Here is an 18,639-nt window from a genome sequence, read left to right on the forward strand (position 1 = left end):
TGGTTGATCGCGCAGGTTCCTGATGCCGAGATCAAGGTGTTCGTGGATACGGCCCCTGTCATGGAAAAGCCGCTGGCGCAGGCTGCGGGCCTTGGTTGGCAGGGCAAACATACGAATTTACTGAGCCGTGATCTGGGAAACTGGTTTTTTCTGGGGGCGATTTTCACAACTGTCGATCTGGCGCCGGACAAGGCGGGGCAGGAGCATTGCGGGTCTTGCACGGCCTGCCTTGATGTATGCCCGACTGATGCTTTCCCGGCCCCTTACCGGTTGGATGCGCGCCGCTGTATTTCCTATCTGACGATTGAACATAAGGGCCCTGTGGATGAGGAATTGCGCGCTCTGATGGGGAACCGGATTTACGGCTGCGACGATTGTCTGGCCGTTTGCCCATGGAACAAGTTTGCCAAGGAAGGCCGTGATGCAAAACTGGCCGCGCGCGATGATCTGCTTGCGCCTCCTTTGGCAGAATTGGCGGGGCTGGATGATGCGGCGTTTCGCGCACTGTTTTCCGGTTCACCGATCAAGCGGATCGGGAGGGACCGGTTTGTCCGCAATGTGGCCTATTCAATCGGCAATTCGCGGGACCATTCCCTGATCGCGGCTGTGTCACCTTTGATTGATGATCCTGATCCGGCGGTGGCGGATGCGGCGCGCTGGGCTATCATACGATTAAAGGAGGACTGATCATGATCCGAATTCTTGCCTTGATAGTAGCGGCGACAGCCGTGGGAATAACGGCGACGGCGCAAGTGACACAAGGCCGTCCCAATGCCGGTTTTGACCCCGCATTTCCAGAACAGACCCGCGCGCCTGCCTTGCCTGATACGCCGGTCACGGTCGAAGTCTTCGTGGACGGGTTGGAGAGCCCTTGGGGGATTGCCCCCCTTGGTAACGGTCAGTTTCTTGTGACGGAGAAGCCCGGAGCGTTGCGTGTGATCAATGCGGATGGCGGCGTGTCTGCCCCGTTGCAGGGTTTGCCTGATGTTGCGGCGCAGGGGCAGGGCGGTTTACTGGATGTGGCCGTGTCGCCGCGTTTTACGCAGGACCGTACCGTCTATTGGACCTATTCAAAAGCCGTACGCGGCGGGTTTGTGACGGCTGCGGCGCGCGGGGTACTGTCGTCTGATGGCAGCCTGAATGGTGTGTCCGACATATTCGTGCAGGATAATCCTGCCCGCAACGGGCGCCATTTCGGGAGCCGGATCATTCCGACGGAGGATGGTACCGTCTGGATCACAACCGGTGATCGTGGCGCGGGCGATAGCGGCACATTGGTGCAGGATATCGAGAGCACCCACGGCAAGGTGATCCGGATCAACGCTGACGGCACGGCCCCTGCGGATAATCCGTTCGTCGGACGCGCTGGTGACGACCGGATATGGTCACTGGGGCATCGCAACATACAGGGTGCCGCACTTGGCCCCGGCGGGCTTTGGACGGTCGAGCATGGACCGCGTGGCGGGGATGAATTGAACCAGCCGCAGGCGGGGCTGAATTATGGGTGGCCGGTGGTCAGCTACGGGATCAACTATCGCGGGTCTGATGTTGGTCAGGGTGCTGCGCGGGGTCCGGGGTTTGAAGAGCCCGTCTATTACTGGGATCCGGTGATCGCACCGGGTGGTATGATGTTCTACGACGGCCCATATGCGGATTGGCAGGGTGATCTGCTGATCGCATCGCTGAATCCCGGTGCTCTTGTCCGGCTCAAGCTGCGGAACGGGCGCGTGATCGGCGAGGAACGCATGTTGACCGATGTGGGCCGCATCCGCGACGTTCAAGTCTTGGATGGCGGTGCTGTCCTGCTACTGCTGGATGCCGGCGAAGTGCTGCGGGTGACGCCCGGTTAGGCGGTTAGTTTGCGCGCTGCGGCGAATGAGATCAGGCGCCTCGACTTTTCGTCCCACAGATCAAGGCTGGCGCATTTGATGCTTTGACCGATGGTCATGCGGCTGACCTCGACCAGTTCGTTGTGGTCGCGCAACACCTCGGTTAGCCGATAGAATGGTATGCGGCTGTAAAGGTGATGCACATGGTGGATGCCGATATTGGCAGTGAACCAGCGCAGGATCGGCGGCAGGTCATAGTGTGAGCTGCCGTGCAAGGCGGCATCATGGATTTGCCAATCCCCTGATTGTTCCCAGTGCGTGGTTTCAAACTGGTGCTGGACATAGAACAGCCAGACACCGATGGACGCCGCGATGAGCGTTGTGGGCAGGAAGACAAGGAACAGTGCCTGAAGCCCGCCGAAGTACACGATTGTCGCGAGTATTGCGGCAATGGCGGCATTGGTGCCCATCGCGCTGACCCAGTATTTGTGACCCGACAGACCCCAAGGCAGCCGGTTTTGCAGCATGAAGATATAGGTTGGTCCAAGGCCGAACATCACCAGAGGGTGACGGTAGGCGCGGTACATGAAGCGTCCGAAAGGGGTGCGCTGGTGATATTCTTCAACCGTCAATGTCATCACATCGCCGATGCCCCGTTGATCGAGATCACCGGCATGGCTGTGGTGGATCGAATGGGTGCGCCGCCAAACATCGTAGGGTGTCAGCGTCACAACGCCCAACGCGCGCCCGACCCAGTCACTGACATTGCGGTTGCCATAGAACGATCCATGCCCGCAATCATGCTGAATGCAAAAGAGGCGTAGCAGAAACAGACCGTTGGCCGCCGAGATCACAAAGGCCGCGAAATAGCTGTATTGTGCCACCCAACAGGCCAGCACCCAAAGTACCGCAAAAGGAATCAGGCTGACCGCGAGTTCAAAGCTGCTGCGGATGCTGCTGGGCTCACGGTATTTGGCTAAAATCTGGACCCAGTCGCGGGGGGTCATGTTGGCGGGGGTCTGATTCTTGTTGGTCATACACTGCTTCTTGGCCGGGGATAGTGGTTACTAACCTAACGACAGCCATTAGCAAGTGGAAAAGGCTTCAATGTGGTGCGCCTGCGTCCTAGTGTAGCGCCGAGAGGAATAACCATGCAGCCGCTTCGGGGCATTATTTTCAAGGTCATGTCGGTCTGCATGTTCATGGCGATGGCCAGTCTGGTCAAAGCCGCATCTGCAGACGTGCCGCCGGGGCAGGCCGTTTTCTTCCGGTCATTATTTGCATTGCCGATCATACTCGGGTGGCTGGCGATCCGGCACGAGTTGCGGGATGGCTGGAAAACCAAGAACCCGCTTGGTCACTTTTGGCGTGGATTGGTGGGAACTGCGGCGATGGGGTTGGGCTTTACGGGGCTGGGGCTGCTGCCGTTACCGGAAGTCACGGCGATCGGTTACGCCGCGCCGCTTTTGGTTGTCGTCTTTGCGGCAATGTTCCTGAACGAAAATGTGCGCGCCTTTCGCCTGTCTGCAGTGGCGATGGGCATGGTGGGTGTATTGATCGTTTTGTCACCGCGTCTGTCTGTGGGCGCATCATTGAATACGTCCGAGACCCTGGGGGCGGTTGTCGTTCTGATGGGTGCGGTTCTGGCTGCGCTTGCGCAGGTCTTTGTGCGTAAACTGGTCGCGACGGAAACCACTGCGGCAATCGTGTTCTGGTTCACGATAACGTCATCGATCATGGCGCTCTTTACCCTTCCTTGGGGCTGGGTCGCGCCGTCGTGGCAAATGGCGACCATGCTGATCATGGCGGGCTTTCTGGGGGGCATCGGGCAAATCTTTCTGACCTCAAGCTATCGCTATGCGGATGCATCGCTTGTGGCCCCGTTTGACTACACCTCAATGATCCTTGCGTTGCTGATTGGGTATTTCATCTTTGACGAAGTTCCGACCGGCACGATGTTGATCGGTGCAGGTGTCGTGATCTTGGCCGGCGTGTTGATTATCTGGCGTGAACGTAAACTTGGATTGCAGCGCGCGCAGCAACGCAAGGCGACAGGGAATGTCGGCAGCTAGTGTTCTGCACCTGACGCAACATGCCCGTGTGAAAGCAGGGCTGAGGTCAGCAGGCAAGCATCCCGAGCGAAAACGTCAGATGACGGCAGGCAGCCCCGGAGTGGACCCAAGTCTTACGATTAATCATGCCGAAAAGCTCATTCAGGTCGGGCGGAAAGCATGCGTAATCGGGCTGACACTGCACTTTGGTCTGACACCAAGGCGCTTTCAGTCAGAAGAGCACAACAATCCCGGCCGGATATCGAAGGCCGGAGACAGGGGTGTTCGCGCAACTCTGTATGCCGCTGCCAACGCATTGCTGATGCGAACGATGGCAGGGTCACAGATTAAATCTTGGGGCATGCGATTGATGCGCATCAAAGGTCGCCGACGCGCAGTTGTTGTCGTGGCCCGCAAACGTGCAGTTCTGCGGCACCGTAAGTGGGTCGACGGCAGTGAATTCTGTCAGGAAAAAGTGGGAAACACGGCATGTACAAGTAGCCTACCGCCTAACCTGATGGGATCGCCGAATCCTACCGCTGGATGTTCCAGTCAGTATACAGCGAACAACCCACGCTTTAACTTTCAGTAACCTCAGCCAGCAAATGTTCAACTTCGACAGTAGCCCACAAAGCCGTCGCAGAACAACAACCCCAACGCTCTGTTTGACCAATGTTGCGAGTAACATTGTTCTAAGGCGATCTTCAGTTACAGTGATAACCGGGTAGTTCAAGCTACTTGAAACATTTAGTCTGCTGAGGAGATATCCTGATGAAGTCGATCAGAGCACTGGCGAACAAACGGATCGACTATGCAATTTTCCGGATGTCAGACTGGATAAGCCGGGGTAGAAGCTTGGGATCGCACTTGGACCATGCCGCCAAGATATCCGGTTCACCCTTCGCACCCAGCTCGCACCCGCGAAAAAGCTTTTCAGAAACCGCAAATAACTTTGGACTGAGGCCGCCGCAATGATCCCGGCTTCCTGTTCCTGTCGCGCCATTCCAGAGGTGGATTGCGATTCTTCGGAGAATAAACCGCTTTGAAACTCGGCAGGTTGCAAAATTCGGCTTCTTACGGTGTCGGCCTCGCTTTAGCCGGTGCTTTGCTATTGACCCCGGATGCACTCCTGATGCGCATTTCCGGCATGTCCGGTTTTCAGATGCTTGGATGGCGGGGGCTCTGCCTTGGACTTATCTTTCTCACCGCGTGGGCGCTTACGAGCAAGGCCCGGCGTACCGATCTGGCAAGGCTGGGAAGCGGCACAGCGGTCATTGTGATTGCATGCCAAGTGATGAATACGACGCTTTTTCCCATAGGGATCGCAATAGCGCCGGTGGCGCCGGTTCTACTGGGCGTCGCTACCGTGCCAGTCTGGTCGGCATTGCTGGCGCGGTGGTTGTATGCTGAGACAGCCACCCGGGCCACATGGATCGCCATCGCCCTCGTCATATTGGGCCTTACGGTGGCGATATCGGACAAGGGCGAGGCCGCTCTTGATGCAGACGCTCTTGCCGGAGCAGCTTGCGGGCTCGGCGTCGCTTTCGCCCTCGCGCTGATTTTTGTAACACTGCGCCACAATCCCCGCCTGCCGCTACTTTTAGTGATCGGTCTTGGTTCAATGTTGTCAGGCACCGCTGGCTGGTTGAGCATCGGTTCCGCGCAGATGACTGACGGCACGGTGTGGGCCGTTTTGTTGAGCGCCTTGCTCATCTTGCCGTTGTCCTTCTTCGCCTTGAACGAGGCATCCCGCCACACCGCCGCCGCCAATGTCAGCCTATTGCTTTTACTAGAAACAGTGCTTGCGCCAATCTGGGTGTGGCTTGGCACCGGTGAAACACCCTCGCCACGCATGATGGTCGGAGGTGCAGTCGTCATCGTGACGCTCGCGGTCTATGTGCTACGCATGCGACGTCTTTCGCGTATGCCGGCACGCGAACTCTCGTTATGAATGAGGAGCCTTACTGTATTGGAAAACGGTTTTCAGCTACTCTGTCCCAATAGTGTAAGGTGCAGGCATCTATGGATGTGCGATAACTTGCTTTTCCAACGCCGCATTCTCGTCAAATAACTGATGAGAAAGTCTATGACCACATTGTGCAATGGATCAAGTGCGAAGCGCGATTAAACGTCAACCATGGACGGATGCAGCAGCCGTCCAGCCTGGCGAGGCGAACGGCAGGTTGTCATTGAGTTCGGATCCCTGGGCCACAACATAGATCGCGACTTTAGGCAGAACATGTCGCATCGCGTCAATGCGCGTGGGCGTCTTCTCCGCGCGCCATCATTAAGTGATGTTCGCGGTGATGGTCCTGGCTTGCCATAAGCCCGAAGAACCCCAAACCCCTTATTCGCGCCACCACTGAGGGATCGCTGCTTGTCACGCGAAGCTCCACGCCGTTATCCGCATCGACGGCCTCGACCGTCCAACGGTCGTCCTGCGCAAGCTGTGCCGCGTGTGCGGGAACCATGCGGCGAAGAGTGGCGATCGTGTCGGCATCTCCTGTCACGATTGCGGAAAGGCCGTCTGGTATTTCTGTCTCTTCCACAATCGTGTCCGAAACCAAGCGGTCCATATCGACCAAATGTGCCCGCAGGCCGGCCAGATCGACTTGGCCCCAGTCTGTGTCGGGATCGGCTTCCAGAACGCGCACGACTTCGGAGAGGGCGGCGAATGCCCCTTGTCCCGGTTCGGTCAGGATCGTGCCCTTGAGCGGCTGGTCTTGTGCATGTGTCGCGTGATCCATACCGTCGTCATGGCCGGAGTGCGTTGTCTGGGCGACTGCGAAAGCCGTTCCACCAAGCAGCACCGTCGCGATCAAGATCATCTTCGTTTTCATCGTGTTTCCTTATATCTGTTGAGAACACCCTATCAAACACCGCCACCATGCCGTATGATCTTTATCATGTCGGGCTGGCAGAAAATATTTGATGATGCACCAACAAAGGCGTTTGCGCAGGGGGCTGTCGTCTTTCGCAGGGAAGATCCCGTCAATGCGATGTATCTCGTTCGATCCGGCGAGATCGCACTTGAACGTCCGCTCAGGGATGGAACGGCGCTCACGCTGAATATTGCCATTGTCGGAATGGCGTTGGCCGAGGCTTCATTTTTCGCCAAAACCTATCATTGCGACGCGATTGCACGTACGAATGCCGAGATTGCGACCATGCCTCGTGCCGCCTTTCGGTCTGCGCTACTCGAACGACCAGACGCTGCGTTGAGCCTGATCGAAACGCATGCCAGAGAAGTCCAATCCCTGCGAGCGCGTATTGAAATACTGCGCCTGCGCCGGGTGTCCGACAGGCTGGAGGCGTGGCTGGATCTGAATGGTGAGCCACCGAAGGGTGAATGGATACGGGTTGCCGATCAGATTGGCATATCGCCGCCCGCGCTTTATCGCGAGCTTGCACGTCGGCGAAAGTGAGAGAGTTCAAAGTACGAACCATTGAGTGGAAGGAGCAGACCTTCGCTTTGCGGCAGCATTTCGGTAAGACGAGATCAAACCTGCAGTTTGCTACATTATGTCCGAAGGTCCGGTCGTGGGCGGGTCACGTCCTGAGGGCCTATTATAGTTCGCAACTTTGCAAATCCTGCGCATAGCGGATGCTCGGACTTTCGTCCGAACGGCAGAGGCGCACCGGAGGCAGACTGGGAAGCTTGCGTCAGGTGGAGTACACTAGGTCCGCGTCTAGGCCTGTTGGCCCTTCAGTCTGAACCTTTGGAAAAACGACTTGGCCCGCGCAATTTTGCGGGCAATGCCGGGTGGGGCGTCATCCACCGCAAGGCCCAACTCTGCATAGAGGGACCACAGGTCCGGCGCGTCATCGGGCTGCAGGTGTGGTGGAACCTTCACGGGAGAACCGCCTTCCGGCTCTAGAAACTGCTGGGGTATCCGGAACGGTAAGGCCCCGGTGGGATACACCATCAGTTTTTGTCTGATGCGGGCGACGGTTCGTGGTTCGGCGTCAACCGGGCCGACCTGCAAACGCTGCCGGCGGTATGATCCGGTGTCCCAATTCAACAAGACAAGGGCGAACAGATTTGTCGGTCCGGGCCGCTGCGGGAGCGGCCTTGGGTTGTCTAGGTAATACGCGGGATCGCTGCGATAGAACGCGTGGACCGCTATGGCAAAATCGCATTCGATCTGGCTGAGCATCCAATAGACAAGCCCGTTGTGTTCTGGCCCGCGGGTGCGCCGGAGCGTTTCCAGCCATAAATCCTGCGGGGATGACTTGAGCAAGCGGCGCAAGCTGATCTCGCTTTCCGAGAGTCTTGGCTTTCGGGGTACGCGTTGTGCGTTGGTGATATCGTGAGAAATCATGGAACTATTTACTCTGAAACTTTATGCTCTTTCGGGTGTCCCGTATCCCATTGAAACCCGTCGGAACTTTGGCTGGGCCCGTCACATTCCGGGATTTAATGTTGACGAATTGGCTACAATTTTGAGAAATTTGCATCTCTGGTCGATGCGGCTGCTTTACGGTGTCCGACATTTTATGCGTCATGCCCGAGGCCAAATGCCCGCATCTGTGCTATGATGATTCTACAGATTGGAGGAGGACGACATGAAAAAACATGTACTCGACAGACCAAAGACTGTTTCGCCTGCAATGATGCAGCACGCCGTCGCGATCGCGCGCAATGACCTGCCCAGTAAGGCGACACTGGCGCTTCAGCGCCGGCGACGCAAACGGGAGTGGGACCAGCGGGTGAAGTTCTATACGCAGTTTGCGCGCGGGATACGCCCGTCGTAAATGAAAAGGGGTGCCAGGGCACCCCTTTCAATACCGCTGCTTGTTGCCGCTAGGCGCGGACCAGTTTCTCGTAGTCTTGCGATATTTCGCGCGTGATTGCGCCGACTTCGAAGTTATAGTCGCCAATTTGCCCAACGGGCGTGACTTCGGCGGCGGTGCCGGTCAGCCAGCACTGTTCGAACCCTTCGAGCTCTTCTGGCATGATGACCCGTTCGTTCACGGTCAGGCCCTTGTCCCTGAGCATGCCAATCACTGTCTGGCGCGTGATGCCATTGAGAAAGGCGTCAGGCTTGGGCGTGTGGATTTCCCCGTCCTTGACGAAAAAGATGTTGGCACCGGTCGCTTCGGCAACATAGCCGCGATAGTCGAACATCATGGCGTCGGAACACCCTTTGGCTTCGGCGGCGTGCTTGGACATGGTGGCGATCATGTAGAGGCCCGCCGCTTTCGCCTGTGACGGGGCTGTCTCCGGGCTGGGGCGTTTCCATTTGGCGATATCCAGCTTGGCGCCTTTCATTTTGGCGTCTCCATAGTAGTTGCCCCACTCCCAAACCGCGACGGCCAGATGGACAGGGTTTTTCGCGGCCGCGACACCCATGTCTTCGCCAGAGCCGCGCCATGCGAGCGGGCGCACATAGGCGTCCGTCAGGCCGTTGGCATCAAGGGCGGCTTGTTTGGCGGCTTCGATTTCATCGACGGTGTAGGGGATTTCGAAGTCGATCAACTGACCCGATTTGATCAGGCGCTCCGAATGTTCGCGGGATTTGAAGATCTTGCCTGAGTAGCAGCGCTCGCCTTCGAATACCGATGAGGCATAGTGCATGGCGTGGGTCAGGACGTGGACTTTTGCATCACGCCACGCAACCAACTGGCCATCCATCCAGATTTTCCCGTCTCTGTCGTCATATGCACCGGCCATCGTATTCTCCATCCCGTTTTGCATTTATTACGCCGGTAGGTCCGTTTCGGACACAATGTTGCGTAGTTTCTGTATTTTGGTAATAGTTGATTCTTGGAAAGTCAACAAAGCTGACGTATTGTGACCGTGAAGACGAAGGAGAAGATGCGCATGAACGACGGGATGCCGCAGCAAATGGGCCAAAGCCTGTTGTTTCTGACGGATGAGCAATTGCGCAAAGGGATCGAGGCAATGTTCTTTGCCTACCGCGGCTTTACCGCAGACCCGGATCGTATCCTCGCGCAGATGTCCTATGGCCGTGCCCATCACCGTGCCATCCATTTCATTCACCGCAGCCCGGGGACGACGGTGAATAACCTGTTGTCTATTCTGGGCGTTACAAAACAATCGCTTAATCGTGTGTTGCGCACTTTGATCGAAGGCGGTTTGGTAGCCAGCACCGTGGGGAAGCGGGACAAGCGGGAACGCCATTTGCATCTGACCGAGGCGGGTGCCGCATTGGAACGCGAATTGTCGAATGCCCAGCGGGACCGGATGCGTGCCGCATATCGTGCGGCCGGACCGGATGCGGTTGCTGGATTTAGGCAGGTGCTGGAAGCGATGATGGATGAAGAGACGCGCCACCATTACGAGGCGATGAAGGACAGACCGGAATGAATAACGATGACGCCCACCTGCTGATTGTTGATGATGATGAGCGTATTCGCGGTCTCTTGCAGAAGTTTCTCATACGCTCCGGCTTTCTTGTCAGCACGGCGCGCGAGGCTGCCCATGCCCGCCGCATTCTGGCGGGACTGGAATTCGACCTGATCGTGCTGGATGTGATGATGCCGGGCGAAGACGGCATGGCGCTGTGCCGTGATCTGCGGCGCACCATCACAACGCCGATCATGCTGCTTACCGCCAAGGGAGAGACGGACGACCGGATCACCGGCCTTGAGGCGGGGGCGGATGACTATCTGGCCAAGCCGTTCGAGCCCAAGGAACTCTTGCTGCGTATCAATGCAGTCTTGCGTCGGGTGCCTGCTGCGGAGCCTGCCATCATGTTGCCCAAGGTTCTGAATATGGGGCCTGTCCGTTATGATATCGAACGCGGCGAGATGTGGCATGGCGAACAGCTCGTGCGTTTGACGGCGACCGAAAGTCAGTTGATGCGTATCTTTTCGGGTTGCCCCGGTGAGGCCGTGACGCGGACACGGCTGGTTGAGGAACTCAGCCGTTCTGGCGGGCACACACAGGAACGTGCCGTCGATGTCCAGATCACGCGGCTGCGCCGCAAGATCGAGGTGGATCCCAAGCAGCCGCGCTATCTGCAAACCATACGTGGTGCGGGCTATATGCTGGCACCGGAATAAGGGGGCCGGCCCCCTCGTCGCTGCGCTCCTCACCCCCGAGGTATTTTCGAACATGAGAAGATGGTTGTGGTTTTGTCGCAAATTGCGTCATTTAGGGGCATGACAACTGCTTTGATTTCTCATGACGATTGCGCGAACCACGTGACGCCGCCCGGCCATCCTGAACAGGTGGCGCGGCTGGACGCGGTTTTGAATGCGCTCGAAGGTTTTGACTTGCTGCGCGTGAAAGCGCCTTTGGCGGCAGAGGACGATCTGTTGCGCGCCCATCCCAAGGCGCATGTGGATGCGATTCGTGCCGCTGCCCCGGACGAGGGTTGGCGGTCACTTGATGCCGATACCCATATGTCGGTCGGCACGCTGAAAGCTGCGTACCGCGCTGCGGGGGCCGCCGTGCGCGCGGTGGACATGGTGTTGGGTGGCGAGGTGGACAATGCCTTTGCCGCTGTGCGCCCGCCGGGCCATCATGCGGAACGGCAGACCGCGATGGGTTTTTGTTTCTTTGGCAACGTTGCTATCGCGGCTAAACATGCGCTGGACCATCACGGATTGGAGCGCGTCGCAATCGTGGATTTTGACGTCCACCACGGCAATGGCACGCAGGATCTGGTCGAGGATGATCCGCGTATTCTGTTTTGTTCGACCCACCAGTCGCCGCTTTATCCCGGCACGGGGGCTGCCCATGAAGTGGGCGTCGATAATGTGCTCAACGTGCCCTTGCCTGCCGGCACCGGGTCGAAGGCATTTCGTGATGTTATCGAGCGGGTCGTTCTGCCGCGTCTGGATGCGTTTTCACCGCAACTTGTGATAATTTCGGCCGGTTTCGATGCACATATGGATGATCCGTTGGCAGGTATGAACCTGACGACAGAGGATTTTGGATGGGTGACGGAGCGTCTTTGTGATGTGGCTGATGCCCATTGCGAAGGCCGGGTGGTATCAAGTCTGGAAGGCGGATATGACCTTGCAGCACTGGGTGCATCTGCCGCCGCCCATGTAAAGGTTTTGGAGGAGAGAGGCCGATGAGCGATATTGACGAAATGAGCTTTGAGGATGCAATCAAGGAGCTGGAAACCGTTGTCGGCCAGCTGGAGCGTGGTGACGTGGCATTGGACGAAAGCATCGCGCTTTATGAACGCGGCGCTGCGCTCAAGGCCCGCTGCGAGGCCAAGCTGAAAGAGGCCGAGGAAAAGGTCGCCAAGATCACGCTGGGTGAAAATGGCACACCGGCAGGGACGGTCCCGCTCGATGGCTGAGGGCGGGCAGGGCTATCGGATTGCGGCGCTTCAGCGCAAGCCATTGGACAAGGCTTTGGTACAGGCCGCCATCGTGGCCGAGGCACGTATCGGTTTTGCGTTGAGCGGGTTGGAGGGCAATGTGCCCAAGGCGATGCTTTACGCGGCTTCTGGCGGAAAGGCGCTGCGGGCGTTCCTGGTATTGGAGACTGCGCGGATGCTGGGGATCAATCCGGTGTCGGCGGCAGGTGCCGCAGCCGCGATCGAATGTATCCATGCCTATTCGCTGGTGCATGATGATCTGCCTTGCATGGATAATGATGACCTGCGACGAGGCCAGCCGACTGTCCACAAGAAATGGAATGAAGCGACTGCCGTTCTGGCCGGAGACGGCTTGCAGGCGCTGGCATTTGAATTGCTGGTGCAGGTGGAATGTGGACCGCGTGCGAAGCTCGATCTGTTGATGACTTTGGCCAATGCGGCCGGTGTGCGTGGCATGGTCGGTGGGCAGGCCGCCGATATTGCCGCTGAAACGGCCACTGTGCCGCTGGATTTGCAGCAGATCATGGATTTGCAGGCGGCCAAGACAGGGGCCCTTTTTTCATGGTCAGCGCTGGTTGGCCCGCGCATGGCCGAGGCTGAGCGCGAGCCTTTGTCGATTTACGGGGCCTACCTTGGATTGGCGTTCCAGATTGCCGACGACGTTCTGGACAAGACCGGTGATGCCGCTGCTGTCGGCAAGGCTGTCGGTAAGGATGCCGCTGCTGGAAAGGCGACATTTGTTTCGTTGCTGGGCCTTGATGGGGCGAAAAGTCGCGCAGCGGCCCTGGTGGACGAAGCCTGCGATGCGCTATCTCCTTACGGCGAGGACGCGGATACATTGAAGGAAGCCGCGCAGTTTGTGATTGCGCGCACGCATTAAAAAGGGTCGCCATGTCAGACCAACCCCACACTCCGCTTCTCGATCGCGTTAAAACGCCCGACGACATGAAGGGCATGTCCGACGTGCAGTTGCGTCAGCTTGCCGATGAACTGCGCGCCGAGACGATTTCTGCGGTATCGGTCACGGGTGGCCATCTTGGCGCGGGGCTTGGCGTGGTCGAGATGACGGTCGCGTTGCATGCCGTGTTCGACGCACCCAAAGACAAGATCATCTGGGATGTGTCGCACCAGTGCTATCCGCACAAGATTTTGACGGGGCGTCGTGACCGTATCCGCACATTGCGGACCGAAGGTGGCCTGAGCGGTTTCACCAAGCGTTCAGAAAGTCCTTACGATCCCTTTGGCGCGGCCCATTCCAGCACGTCGATTTCGGCAGCGCTCGGTTTTGCCGTCGCCCGTGATCTGGGTGGCCAGGGCGGTGATGCGATTGCCGTGATCGGTGACGGTGCGATGTCAGCGGGCATGGCCTATGAAGCGATGAATAATGCAGGTCATCTGGGCAAGCGTCTGATCGTGATCCTGAACGACAACGAGATGTCGATCGCGCCACCGACCGGGGCGATGTCGTCTTATCTGTCGCGACTTTATGCGGGCGAGCCGTTTCAGGAATTCAAGGCGGCGGCCAAGGGCGCCGTTTCCCTGCTGCCAGAGCCGTTCCGCGAAGGGGCCAAGCGCGCCAAGGATATGCTCAAGCATATGACTGTGGGCGGAACACTGTTCGAAGAGCTTGGCTTTTCCTATCTGGGGCCGATTGACGGGCACGACATGGAGCAGCTCTTGTCGGTTCTGCGCACGGTCAAGGCGCGCGCGGATGGGCCGATCCTGATCCATGCGATCACGCGGAAGGGCAAGGGCTATGGCCCTGCCGAACGTGCCAGTGACAAGGGCCATGCCACTGCCAAATTCGATATGATCACGGGTGAGCAGAAAAAAGCGCCGAGCAATGCGCCGTCTTATACCTCTGTTTTTTCCGATACCTTGCTGAAACTTGCCGCGGATGATCCGAAAATTTGCGCGATCACTGCGGCGATGCCCGATGGCACGGGCCTGTCCAAATTCATGCAACGCTATGCCAGCCGCTGTTTTGATGTCGGTATCGCCGAACAGCATGCAGTGACATTCAGTGCCGGTCTGGCCGCTGGCGGGATGCGCCCGTTCTGCGCGCTTTATTCGACGTTCCTGCAACGCGGCTATGATCAGGTGGTGCATGATGTGGCGATCCAGCGGTTGCCTGTGCGTTTCGCCATTGACCGTGCGGGGCTTGTCGGCGCGGATGGCGCCACGCATGCGGGATCTTTCGATGTGGCGTTTCTGGCGAACCTGCCGGGCTTTGTCGTGATGGCTGCCGCGGATGAGGCCGAGCTGGTGCGTATGGTGGCGACCGCAGCGGCGCATGATGAGGGCCCGATCGCCTTCCGCTTTCCGCGTGGTGAAGGTGTGGGTGTTGAAATGCCGGAAAACCCCGAACTGCTGGAAATCGGCAAGGGCCGGATGATCCGCGAAGGGAAACGCGTTGCCATCGTGTCGTTCGGTACGCGGTTGCAGGAAGTGACCAAAGCCTGCGAGGCGCTGGAGGCGAGGGGGATCAAGCCCACTGTTGCAGACGCGCGTTTTGCCAAGCCGCTGGACCGTGACCTGATCTTGCGGCTGGCCGCAGAGCACGAGGTGCTGATCACCGTTGAAGAGGGGGCCGTTGGTGGATTTGGTTCACATGTCGCGCAGCTTTTGGCGGAGGAAGGCGTGTTCGATCACGGGCTGAAGTTCCGGTCGATGGTGCTGCCCGATACATTCATCGATCAGGCCAGTCCCAAGGCGATGTATGATGTAGCCGGCATGAACGCCGAGCATATCGAGGCAAAGGTACTGGATGTCATGGGCGTCGCAACGCTTGAAAAGCGGGCCTGACACCTCGCTGACATCGTAAATTTTCATGGTCGTGTGAGCGGCCATTTCGCGCGAAGGAGACCCATAATGCCCTATCCGGACTTCATCAGAGTTTTTCCGGCTATAGACGTGCCGTTCCCCGAGGATGTCGTGCAGACGGCGGTGGTGCGGTCTGACGATGGTCTCGTGGTCTTTTTCACTTTTCTGAAGGATATGGAACTTCCCGCGCATTCGCATGGTGCCCAATGGGGAATCGTCGTAGAGGGCGAAATCGCATTCAGCATCGGTGGAGAGACGAAGATCTACAAGGCCGGTGACAGCTATTCTATTCCGGCTGGCGTTGAACACGGGGCCTTCATCAAGTCCGGAACGCGCGTCATTGACGTCTTCGCGGAAGCGGACCGATATGCAATCAAATCGTAACACGGCTTGGTTCAGGCCCGCAAAGCAACCATTGCCCGCAGCAGGTCGCTCGGTTACGCTCTGAGCTATGAAACATGTTCCCAAAGAAACCACGGACGATGCCTTAGTTCAGGAGTTCCTGAACAAAGGTGGCAAGGTCAGTGTCGGCAAGACGAAACCTTTGGCGGCAGAGCTTGGGCTAAGCAACAATGTTTGGAACAACAAGCTGACCAAAGAAGAGAAAGCCGCGCGCGACAAGCCCTGATCGTCTGCAAAACCGGTTTTGCTTGCGCCAGATCAAGGTTGCACTTGCGCTGGTCGCTCAAGGTGACTGCAATGGAGGATATCCGATGTTACCAATCTCAGCCGACAAGGTTGCCGAAGTGATCATTCTGGCGCGCGAGCTTGACCGCGCCGAGAACGAATTTGATGGTTTTGTCGATCAACTAAATGACGACGAAAAGTTGGGGCTTGTCGCGATCTTCTGGATTGGCCGCGGGAGTTTCGAGCCGGAAGACCTGGCCGAAGCGCTGGGGACCGCGGCCCGCGAAGCGACGACTCCGACAGCGAATTATCTGAAAGGATCGCCGCATCTGGCTGACCACCTAGAGGCAGGTCTGGCCGCGCTTGGCGTTGATCCGTCTGAAGCAGAAGATGATCTTTACCGGCCTGCATAAAGCAGGCTGGATCATATTGATCCCTATGCCCAGTCGATTGTCGGCCCGATCGGTATGATTCCCAGCGGGTTGCGCTTTTCGCTCGCGCTGAAATAGCCGCGTTTGTAGATATCGAACCGCACTGTCTGCGCCACGCCGGGCATTGCATAGATGCGCTTGGCGTAGGGCCAAAGGTGCGCATAGTCTGATATCTTGTGCAGATTGCATCGGAACGCATAGTGATAGGCCACATCGAACCGGGCCAGCGTCGGGAACAGCCGCAGGTCGGCTTCGGTGAATTGACCGCCGCACAGGAAATCATGCTGCCCCAGATGCATGTCGATCTTGTCGAGCGTCTCAAAGACTTGATGTGCGGCTTTTTCATAAGGTGCCTGTGCCGAGGCGAACCCTGCCCGATAGACACCGTTGTTCACTGTCTCGTAGATCAGGTCGTTCCAGTCGTCTATTTGCCCCTAAAGTGCGGTGGGATAGATCTCTGGTCCGTCAAATGCCGCGTTCAACATCCGCACGATATCAGCGGATTCGTTGCTGACCATCCGCCCTTGCCGCTTGTCCCAAAGCACAGGAACCGTCAGCCGCCCGGTGTATTGCATCGGGTCCGCGCTATAGACCTCATGCACCGCGCGCACGCCCAAGAGCGGATCGGAGAATGCGCCGGTTTCATCAAAGACCCAGCCCTGATCGTTCCGGTTGGGCCGCGCATAAGATACGGTGATGTCTTCAAGTCCCTTGATTGCGCGGGTCAGCAATGCCCGATGCGCCCAAGGGCAGTTCCATGCGACAAACAGATGGTATCGATCAGTTTCCGCCGGAAAGTCCGTGTCCCCGATCCAATGACGCACTGTGCTCCGGCTACGTTCCCATGCGCCATCGGGAAGCGTCTTTGTTACATCGTCACCGGTGTGATAGATCCCTTCGACCATATAGCCCATCAGGTGGCGGCCCTTTCAAACCAGACATGCGCACGGCCCCAGACGCCATCGTTGATCGCGGAAAGTGCCATCAGATGCGGTAATAGCTGTTCGGCGAAATCCTCGCTGCTTTCGGTAGGCAGCATCGAAGGCAGGTTGTCGATTGCGGTGACATCCAGCACAGGATGGTCGTGCACCCGCAAGGCCGGTGCGTCCCATGTCGTCGTGCGGTCGTAGACCTTTACCGGAGAAAAATCACTGTCGGGGTCGCAGGCGATATCGCCGATCACGGATAGGGTGCGCCCTGCCGTCTTTGCGCTGGCAGGCACGAAGACAGGTGTACCGGGACGTGCGAGGATGCAATTGAGAAATATGTCGTGGGTCAGCACCTGGGGGAATGGTCCGCCGGACGCCGTTTCTGCCATGTCCCATTTCGTTGTCGCCACGCCCATCGCCTGACAAAGATCCGCAGCGCCGGTGCCGACACGCCCCAAGGCACCGATGATCAGCGCGGTCGGGCGGTCGGTGCCAAGGGTCACGAGTGCCTGCTGAAGTTCCATGAGCAGATGGTTTGCGCTGGGGTAGGCTTTGACCGGCGCGGCCACCTGGCCATTGCGTTGCGCCAGCCAGCACATCAAGGAAACGGCCGCCCCCGCATATCCGGCCCAATACCCAAAGGCTGCAACGCGGCGTCCCTCTTCGTCGGTCAGATATTCCAGATCATAGAGCGTGCCACCGCCCGCCCTGAACCGGTCCAGCAGGATTTTGCCCGATGGTTGCCCCTTGTAGGCGTGACCGAACATGATGTGCCGGTGGTACAGGGGGGTGCCATCTTCCGGCAGCTCCTTGAGGCCGAAAATAATCGCGTCAGCGGGCGCATCGACCCACGAGAATTCGGGTGCGATACCGCATCCGGATGCGGCATATTCGGCAATGGGCAAGATACGCTGCGTGCTTTCCTCGACCGTGACCTTATGACCTGCTGCAATCAGCTTGGCTGCACCCCGCGGCGTGAGGCCGACACGCTCTTCATGCGCGCGGCTTTCGGAGCGGACCCAGATATGGGTCATTACAGCATCCCTTTTTCAAAGACAGCCTGCACCGACGCCTTGGTATTCATCTGGTGCTGGAAGGCCGCCAGACGGGGGTAATGCGAAATATCGACGCCATCGCCGGGCAGCCATGTCAGCACGACGTAAAGGTAGGCGTCGGACAGCACCTTTAGGGTACCCGTATCGAAAGGCAGGTTTGGCAGGAACTCTTCCAGATGCGCCGAGCATTCTGTCATCCGTTCCGGCACCTTGCGCTTCATATCCGCGAAAGAGCTTTCCTCATCCGCCCAGCGTTCGCCGCGGACGCCGTGCGCGTGGTGGGGATGCATGGTTGCATTGAGATATGAGATCAGTTCGCGCATCTTTGCTGCCGCAAAGGGATCTTCGGGTACCAGCTGCGGCGCGACATATTCCATAATCGCGGGCGTTTCCGTCAGAACGCCTTCCGGCGTTTCCAAGGCAGGCACCCGGCCCTTGGGGTTGATCTGGCGATAGTCATATTTCGTCTGCTCCGACTTCGCAAAATCGACGCGGATCGCCTCGTAGGGGATATTCAGTTCCTCAAGAACGATCGCGACGGCGACCGAAATGGTGCGCGGTGCATAGTGCAGTTTCAGCATGGCGGGTTTC

General features: G+C 58.0%; 24 protein-coding genes. 16 read left to right on the plus strand and 8 right to left on the minus strand.

Annotation, left to right across the window (positions count from 1 at the left end; all coding sequences use genetic code 11):
* Together queG and R6T97_RS12550 are read left to right on the plus strand one after the other, a co-directional pair.
* On the plus strand, window positions 1–687 hold a 687-nt coding region (queG, locus tag R6T97_RS12545), incomplete at its 5' end, for a tRNA epoxyqueuosine(34) reductase QueG (RefSeq protein ID WP_410349637.1).
* A gap of 2 nt (window positions 688–689) precedes the next feature.
* Window positions 690–1,850, plus strand: a complete 1,161-nt coding sequence (locus R6T97_RS12550; protein ID WP_410349639.1) for a PQQ-dependent sugar dehydrogenase — start codon at window positions 690–692, stop codon at window positions 1,848–1,850.
* On the opposite strand, the gene R6T97_RS12555 is transcribed toward R6T97_RS12550, so the two are convergent.
* A complete protein-coding gene (locus R6T97_RS12555; RefSeq protein WP_410349640.1) occupies window positions 1,847–2,866 on the minus strand; it encodes a fatty acid desaturase in 1,020 nt (339 codons plus the stop codon). The two genes, R6T97_RS12550 and R6T97_RS12555, sit on opposite strands and share 4 nt — an antisense overlap.
* A gap of 114 nt (window positions 2,867–2,980) precedes the next feature.
* Here R6T97_RS12555 and R6T97_RS12560 point away from each other — a divergent pair, with 114 nt between their 5' ends.
* From R6T97_RS12560 to R6T97_RS12570, 3 genes are all read left to right on the plus strand, one after another.
* A complete protein-coding gene (locus R6T97_RS12560; protein WP_410349641.1) occupies window positions 2,981–3,901 on the plus strand; it encodes a DMT family transporter in 921 nt (306 codons plus the stop codon).
* A gap of 79 nt (window positions 3,902–3,980) precedes the next feature.
* Complete coding sequence (locus tag R6T97_RS12565) at window positions 3,981–4,472, plus strand: transposase (RefSeq protein WP_410349642.1); 492 nt, start codon at window positions 3,981–3,983, stop codon at window positions 4,470–4,472.
* A 519-nt stretch (window positions 4,473–4,991) separates the two neighbouring features.
* Entirely contained in the window at window positions 4,992–5,831 is an 840-nt protein-coding gene (locus R6T97_RS12570; RefSeq protein ID WP_410349643.1) for a DMT family transporter, read from the plus strand.
* A gap of 301 nt (window positions 5,832–6,132) precedes the next feature.
* Here the strand turns inward: R6T97_RS12570 and R6T97_RS12575 are convergent, their stop codons facing one another.
* Entirely contained in the window at window positions 6,133–6,720 is a 588-nt protein-coding gene (locus tag R6T97_RS12575) for a hypothetical protein (RefSeq protein WP_410349644.1), read from the minus strand.
* A 66-nt stretch (window positions 6,721–6,786) separates the two neighbouring features.
* Between R6T97_RS12575 and R6T97_RS12580 the strand changes: the two genes are divergently transcribed.
* Window positions 6,787–7,305 carry a Crp/Fnr family transcriptional regulator gene (locus tag R6T97_RS12580; protein ID WP_410349645.1) on the plus strand — a complete coding sequence of 173 codons (519 nt, stop codon included), beginning with the start codon at window positions 6,787–6,789 and terminating at the stop codon, window positions 7,303–7,305.
* 264 nt (window positions 7,306–7,569) lie between these two features.
* On the opposite strand, the gene R6T97_RS12585 is transcribed toward R6T97_RS12580, so the two are convergent.
* Entirely contained in the window at window positions 7,570–8,202 is a 633-nt protein-coding gene (locus R6T97_RS12585; RefSeq protein ID WP_410349646.1) for a hypothetical protein, read from the minus strand.
* Window positions 8,203–8,446: 244 nt separating this feature from the next.
* Between R6T97_RS12585 and R6T97_RS12590 the strand changes: the two genes are divergently transcribed.
* Window positions 8,447–8,635 (plus strand): hypothetical protein, encoded by a 189-nt coding sequence (locus R6T97_RS12590; protein WP_410349647.1) that lies wholly within the window; start codon window positions 8,447–8,449, stop codon window positions 8,633–8,635.
* Window positions 8,636–8,684: 49 nt separating this feature from the next.
* On the opposite strand, the gene R6T97_RS12595 is transcribed toward R6T97_RS12590, so the two are convergent.
* Complete coding sequence (locus R6T97_RS12595; protein ID WP_410349673.1) at window positions 8,685–9,554, minus strand: branched-chain amino acid aminotransferase; 870 nt, start codon at window positions 9,552–9,554, stop codon at window positions 8,685–8,687.
* Between the two features lie 150 nt (window positions 9,555–9,704).
* Here R6T97_RS12595 and R6T97_RS12600 point away from each other — a divergent pair, with 150 nt between their 5' ends.
* The 9 genes from R6T97_RS12600 (at window position 9,705) to R6T97_RS12640 (ending at window position 16,046) form a co-directional block, all read left to right on the plus strand.
* Window positions 9,705–10,211 carry a MarR family winged helix-turn-helix transcriptional regulator gene (locus R6T97_RS12600; RefSeq protein WP_410349648.1) on the plus strand — a complete coding sequence of 169 codons (507 nt, stop codon included), beginning with the start codon at window positions 9,705–9,707 and terminating at the stop codon, window positions 10,209–10,211.
* The gene (locus R6T97_RS12605) at window positions 10,208–10,909 is read left to right on the plus strand and encodes a response regulator (RefSeq protein WP_410349649.1); all 702 of its coding nucleotides are present in this window, start codon (window positions 10,208–10,210) and stop codon (window positions 10,907–10,909) included. The genes R6T97_RS12600 and R6T97_RS12605 overlap by 4 nt, the downstream gene beginning before the upstream one ends.
* Before the next feature lie 99 nt (window positions 10,910–11,008).
* Window positions 11,009–11,932, plus strand: a complete 924-nt coding sequence (locus R6T97_RS12610; protein WP_410349650.1) for a histone deacetylase family protein — start codon at window positions 11,009–11,011, stop codon at window positions 11,930–11,932.
* Window positions 11,929–12,162 carry an exodeoxyribonuclease VII small subunit gene (locus R6T97_RS12615; RefSeq protein ID WP_410349651.1) on the plus strand — a complete coding sequence of 78 codons (234 nt, stop codon included), beginning with the start codon at window positions 11,929–11,931 and terminating at the stop codon, window positions 12,160–12,162. The genes R6T97_RS12610 and R6T97_RS12615 overlap by 4 nt, the downstream gene beginning before the upstream one ends.
* A complete protein-coding gene (locus R6T97_RS12620) occupies window positions 12,155–13,063 on the plus strand; it encodes a polyprenyl synthetase family protein (protein WP_410349652.1) in 909 nt (302 codons plus the stop codon). Before R6T97_RS12615 ends, R6T97_RS12620 begins: the two co-directional genes overlap by 8 nt.
* Window positions 13,064–13,074: 11 nt before the next feature.
* Window positions 13,075–14,988: a 1-deoxy-D-xylulose-5-phosphate synthase gene (gene dxs, locus R6T97_RS12625; RefSeq protein WP_410349653.1), complete on the plus strand. Its 1,914-nt coding sequence runs from the start codon at window positions 13,075–13,077 to the stop codon at window positions 14,986–14,988.
* 66 nt (window positions 14,989–15,054) lie between these two features.
* The gene (locus R6T97_RS12630; protein WP_410349654.1) at window positions 15,055–15,390 is read left to right on the plus strand and encodes a cupin domain-containing protein; all 336 of its coding nucleotides are present in this window, start codon (window positions 15,055–15,057) and stop codon (window positions 15,388–15,390) included.
* Window positions 15,391–15,457: 67 nt separating this feature from the next.
* A complete protein-coding gene (locus tag R6T97_RS12635) occupies window positions 15,458–15,634 on the plus strand; it encodes a hypothetical protein (protein ID WP_410349655.1) in 177 nt (58 codons plus the stop codon).
* An 85-nt stretch (window positions 15,635–15,719) separates the two neighbouring features.
* Window positions 15,720–16,046: a DUF3775 domain-containing protein gene (locus R6T97_RS12640; protein WP_410349656.1), complete on the plus strand. Its 327-nt coding sequence runs from the start codon at window positions 15,720–15,722 to the stop codon at window positions 16,044–16,046.
* A gap of 23 nt (window positions 16,047–16,069) precedes the next feature.
* Here R6T97_RS12640 and R6T97_RS12645 read toward each other — a convergent pair whose 3' ends face one another.
* The 4 genes from R6T97_RS12645 to R6T97_RS12660 are packed head-to-tail and all read right to left on the minus strand — an operon-like array spanning window position 16,070 to window position 18,629.
* Window positions 16,070–16,459: a glutathione S-transferase C-terminal domain-containing protein gene (locus tag R6T97_RS12645; protein WP_410349657.1), complete on the minus strand. Its 390-nt coding sequence runs from the start codon at window positions 16,457–16,459 to the stop codon at window positions 16,070–16,072.
* Window positions 16,460–16,498: 39 nt separating this feature from the next.
* Window positions 16,499–16,978, minus strand: a complete 480-nt coding sequence (locus R6T97_RS12650) for a hypothetical protein (RefSeq protein ID WP_410349658.1) — start codon at window positions 16,976–16,978, stop codon at window positions 16,499–16,501.
* On the minus strand, window positions 16,978–18,027 hold the full coding sequence (locus R6T97_RS12655; protein WP_410349659.1) for a saccharopine dehydrogenase: 1,050 nt from the start codon (window positions 18,025–18,027) through the stop codon (window positions 16,978–16,980). Before R6T97_RS12655 ends, R6T97_RS12650 begins: the two co-directional genes overlap by 1 nt.
* Window positions 18,027–18,629, minus strand: a complete 603-nt coding sequence (locus R6T97_RS12660) for a glutathione S-transferase family protein (RefSeq protein WP_410349660.1) — start codon at window positions 18,627–18,629, stop codon at window positions 18,027–18,029. The genes R6T97_RS12655 and R6T97_RS12660 overlap by 1 nt, the downstream gene beginning before the upstream one ends.
* Between the last annotated feature and the right edge of the window lie 10 nt (window positions 18,630–18,639).

The organism is Yoonia sp. (assembly GCF_046498525.1).
Classification (GTDB): domain Bacteria; phylum Pseudomonadota; class Alphaproteobacteria; order Rhodobacterales; family Rhodobacteraceae; genus Yoonia.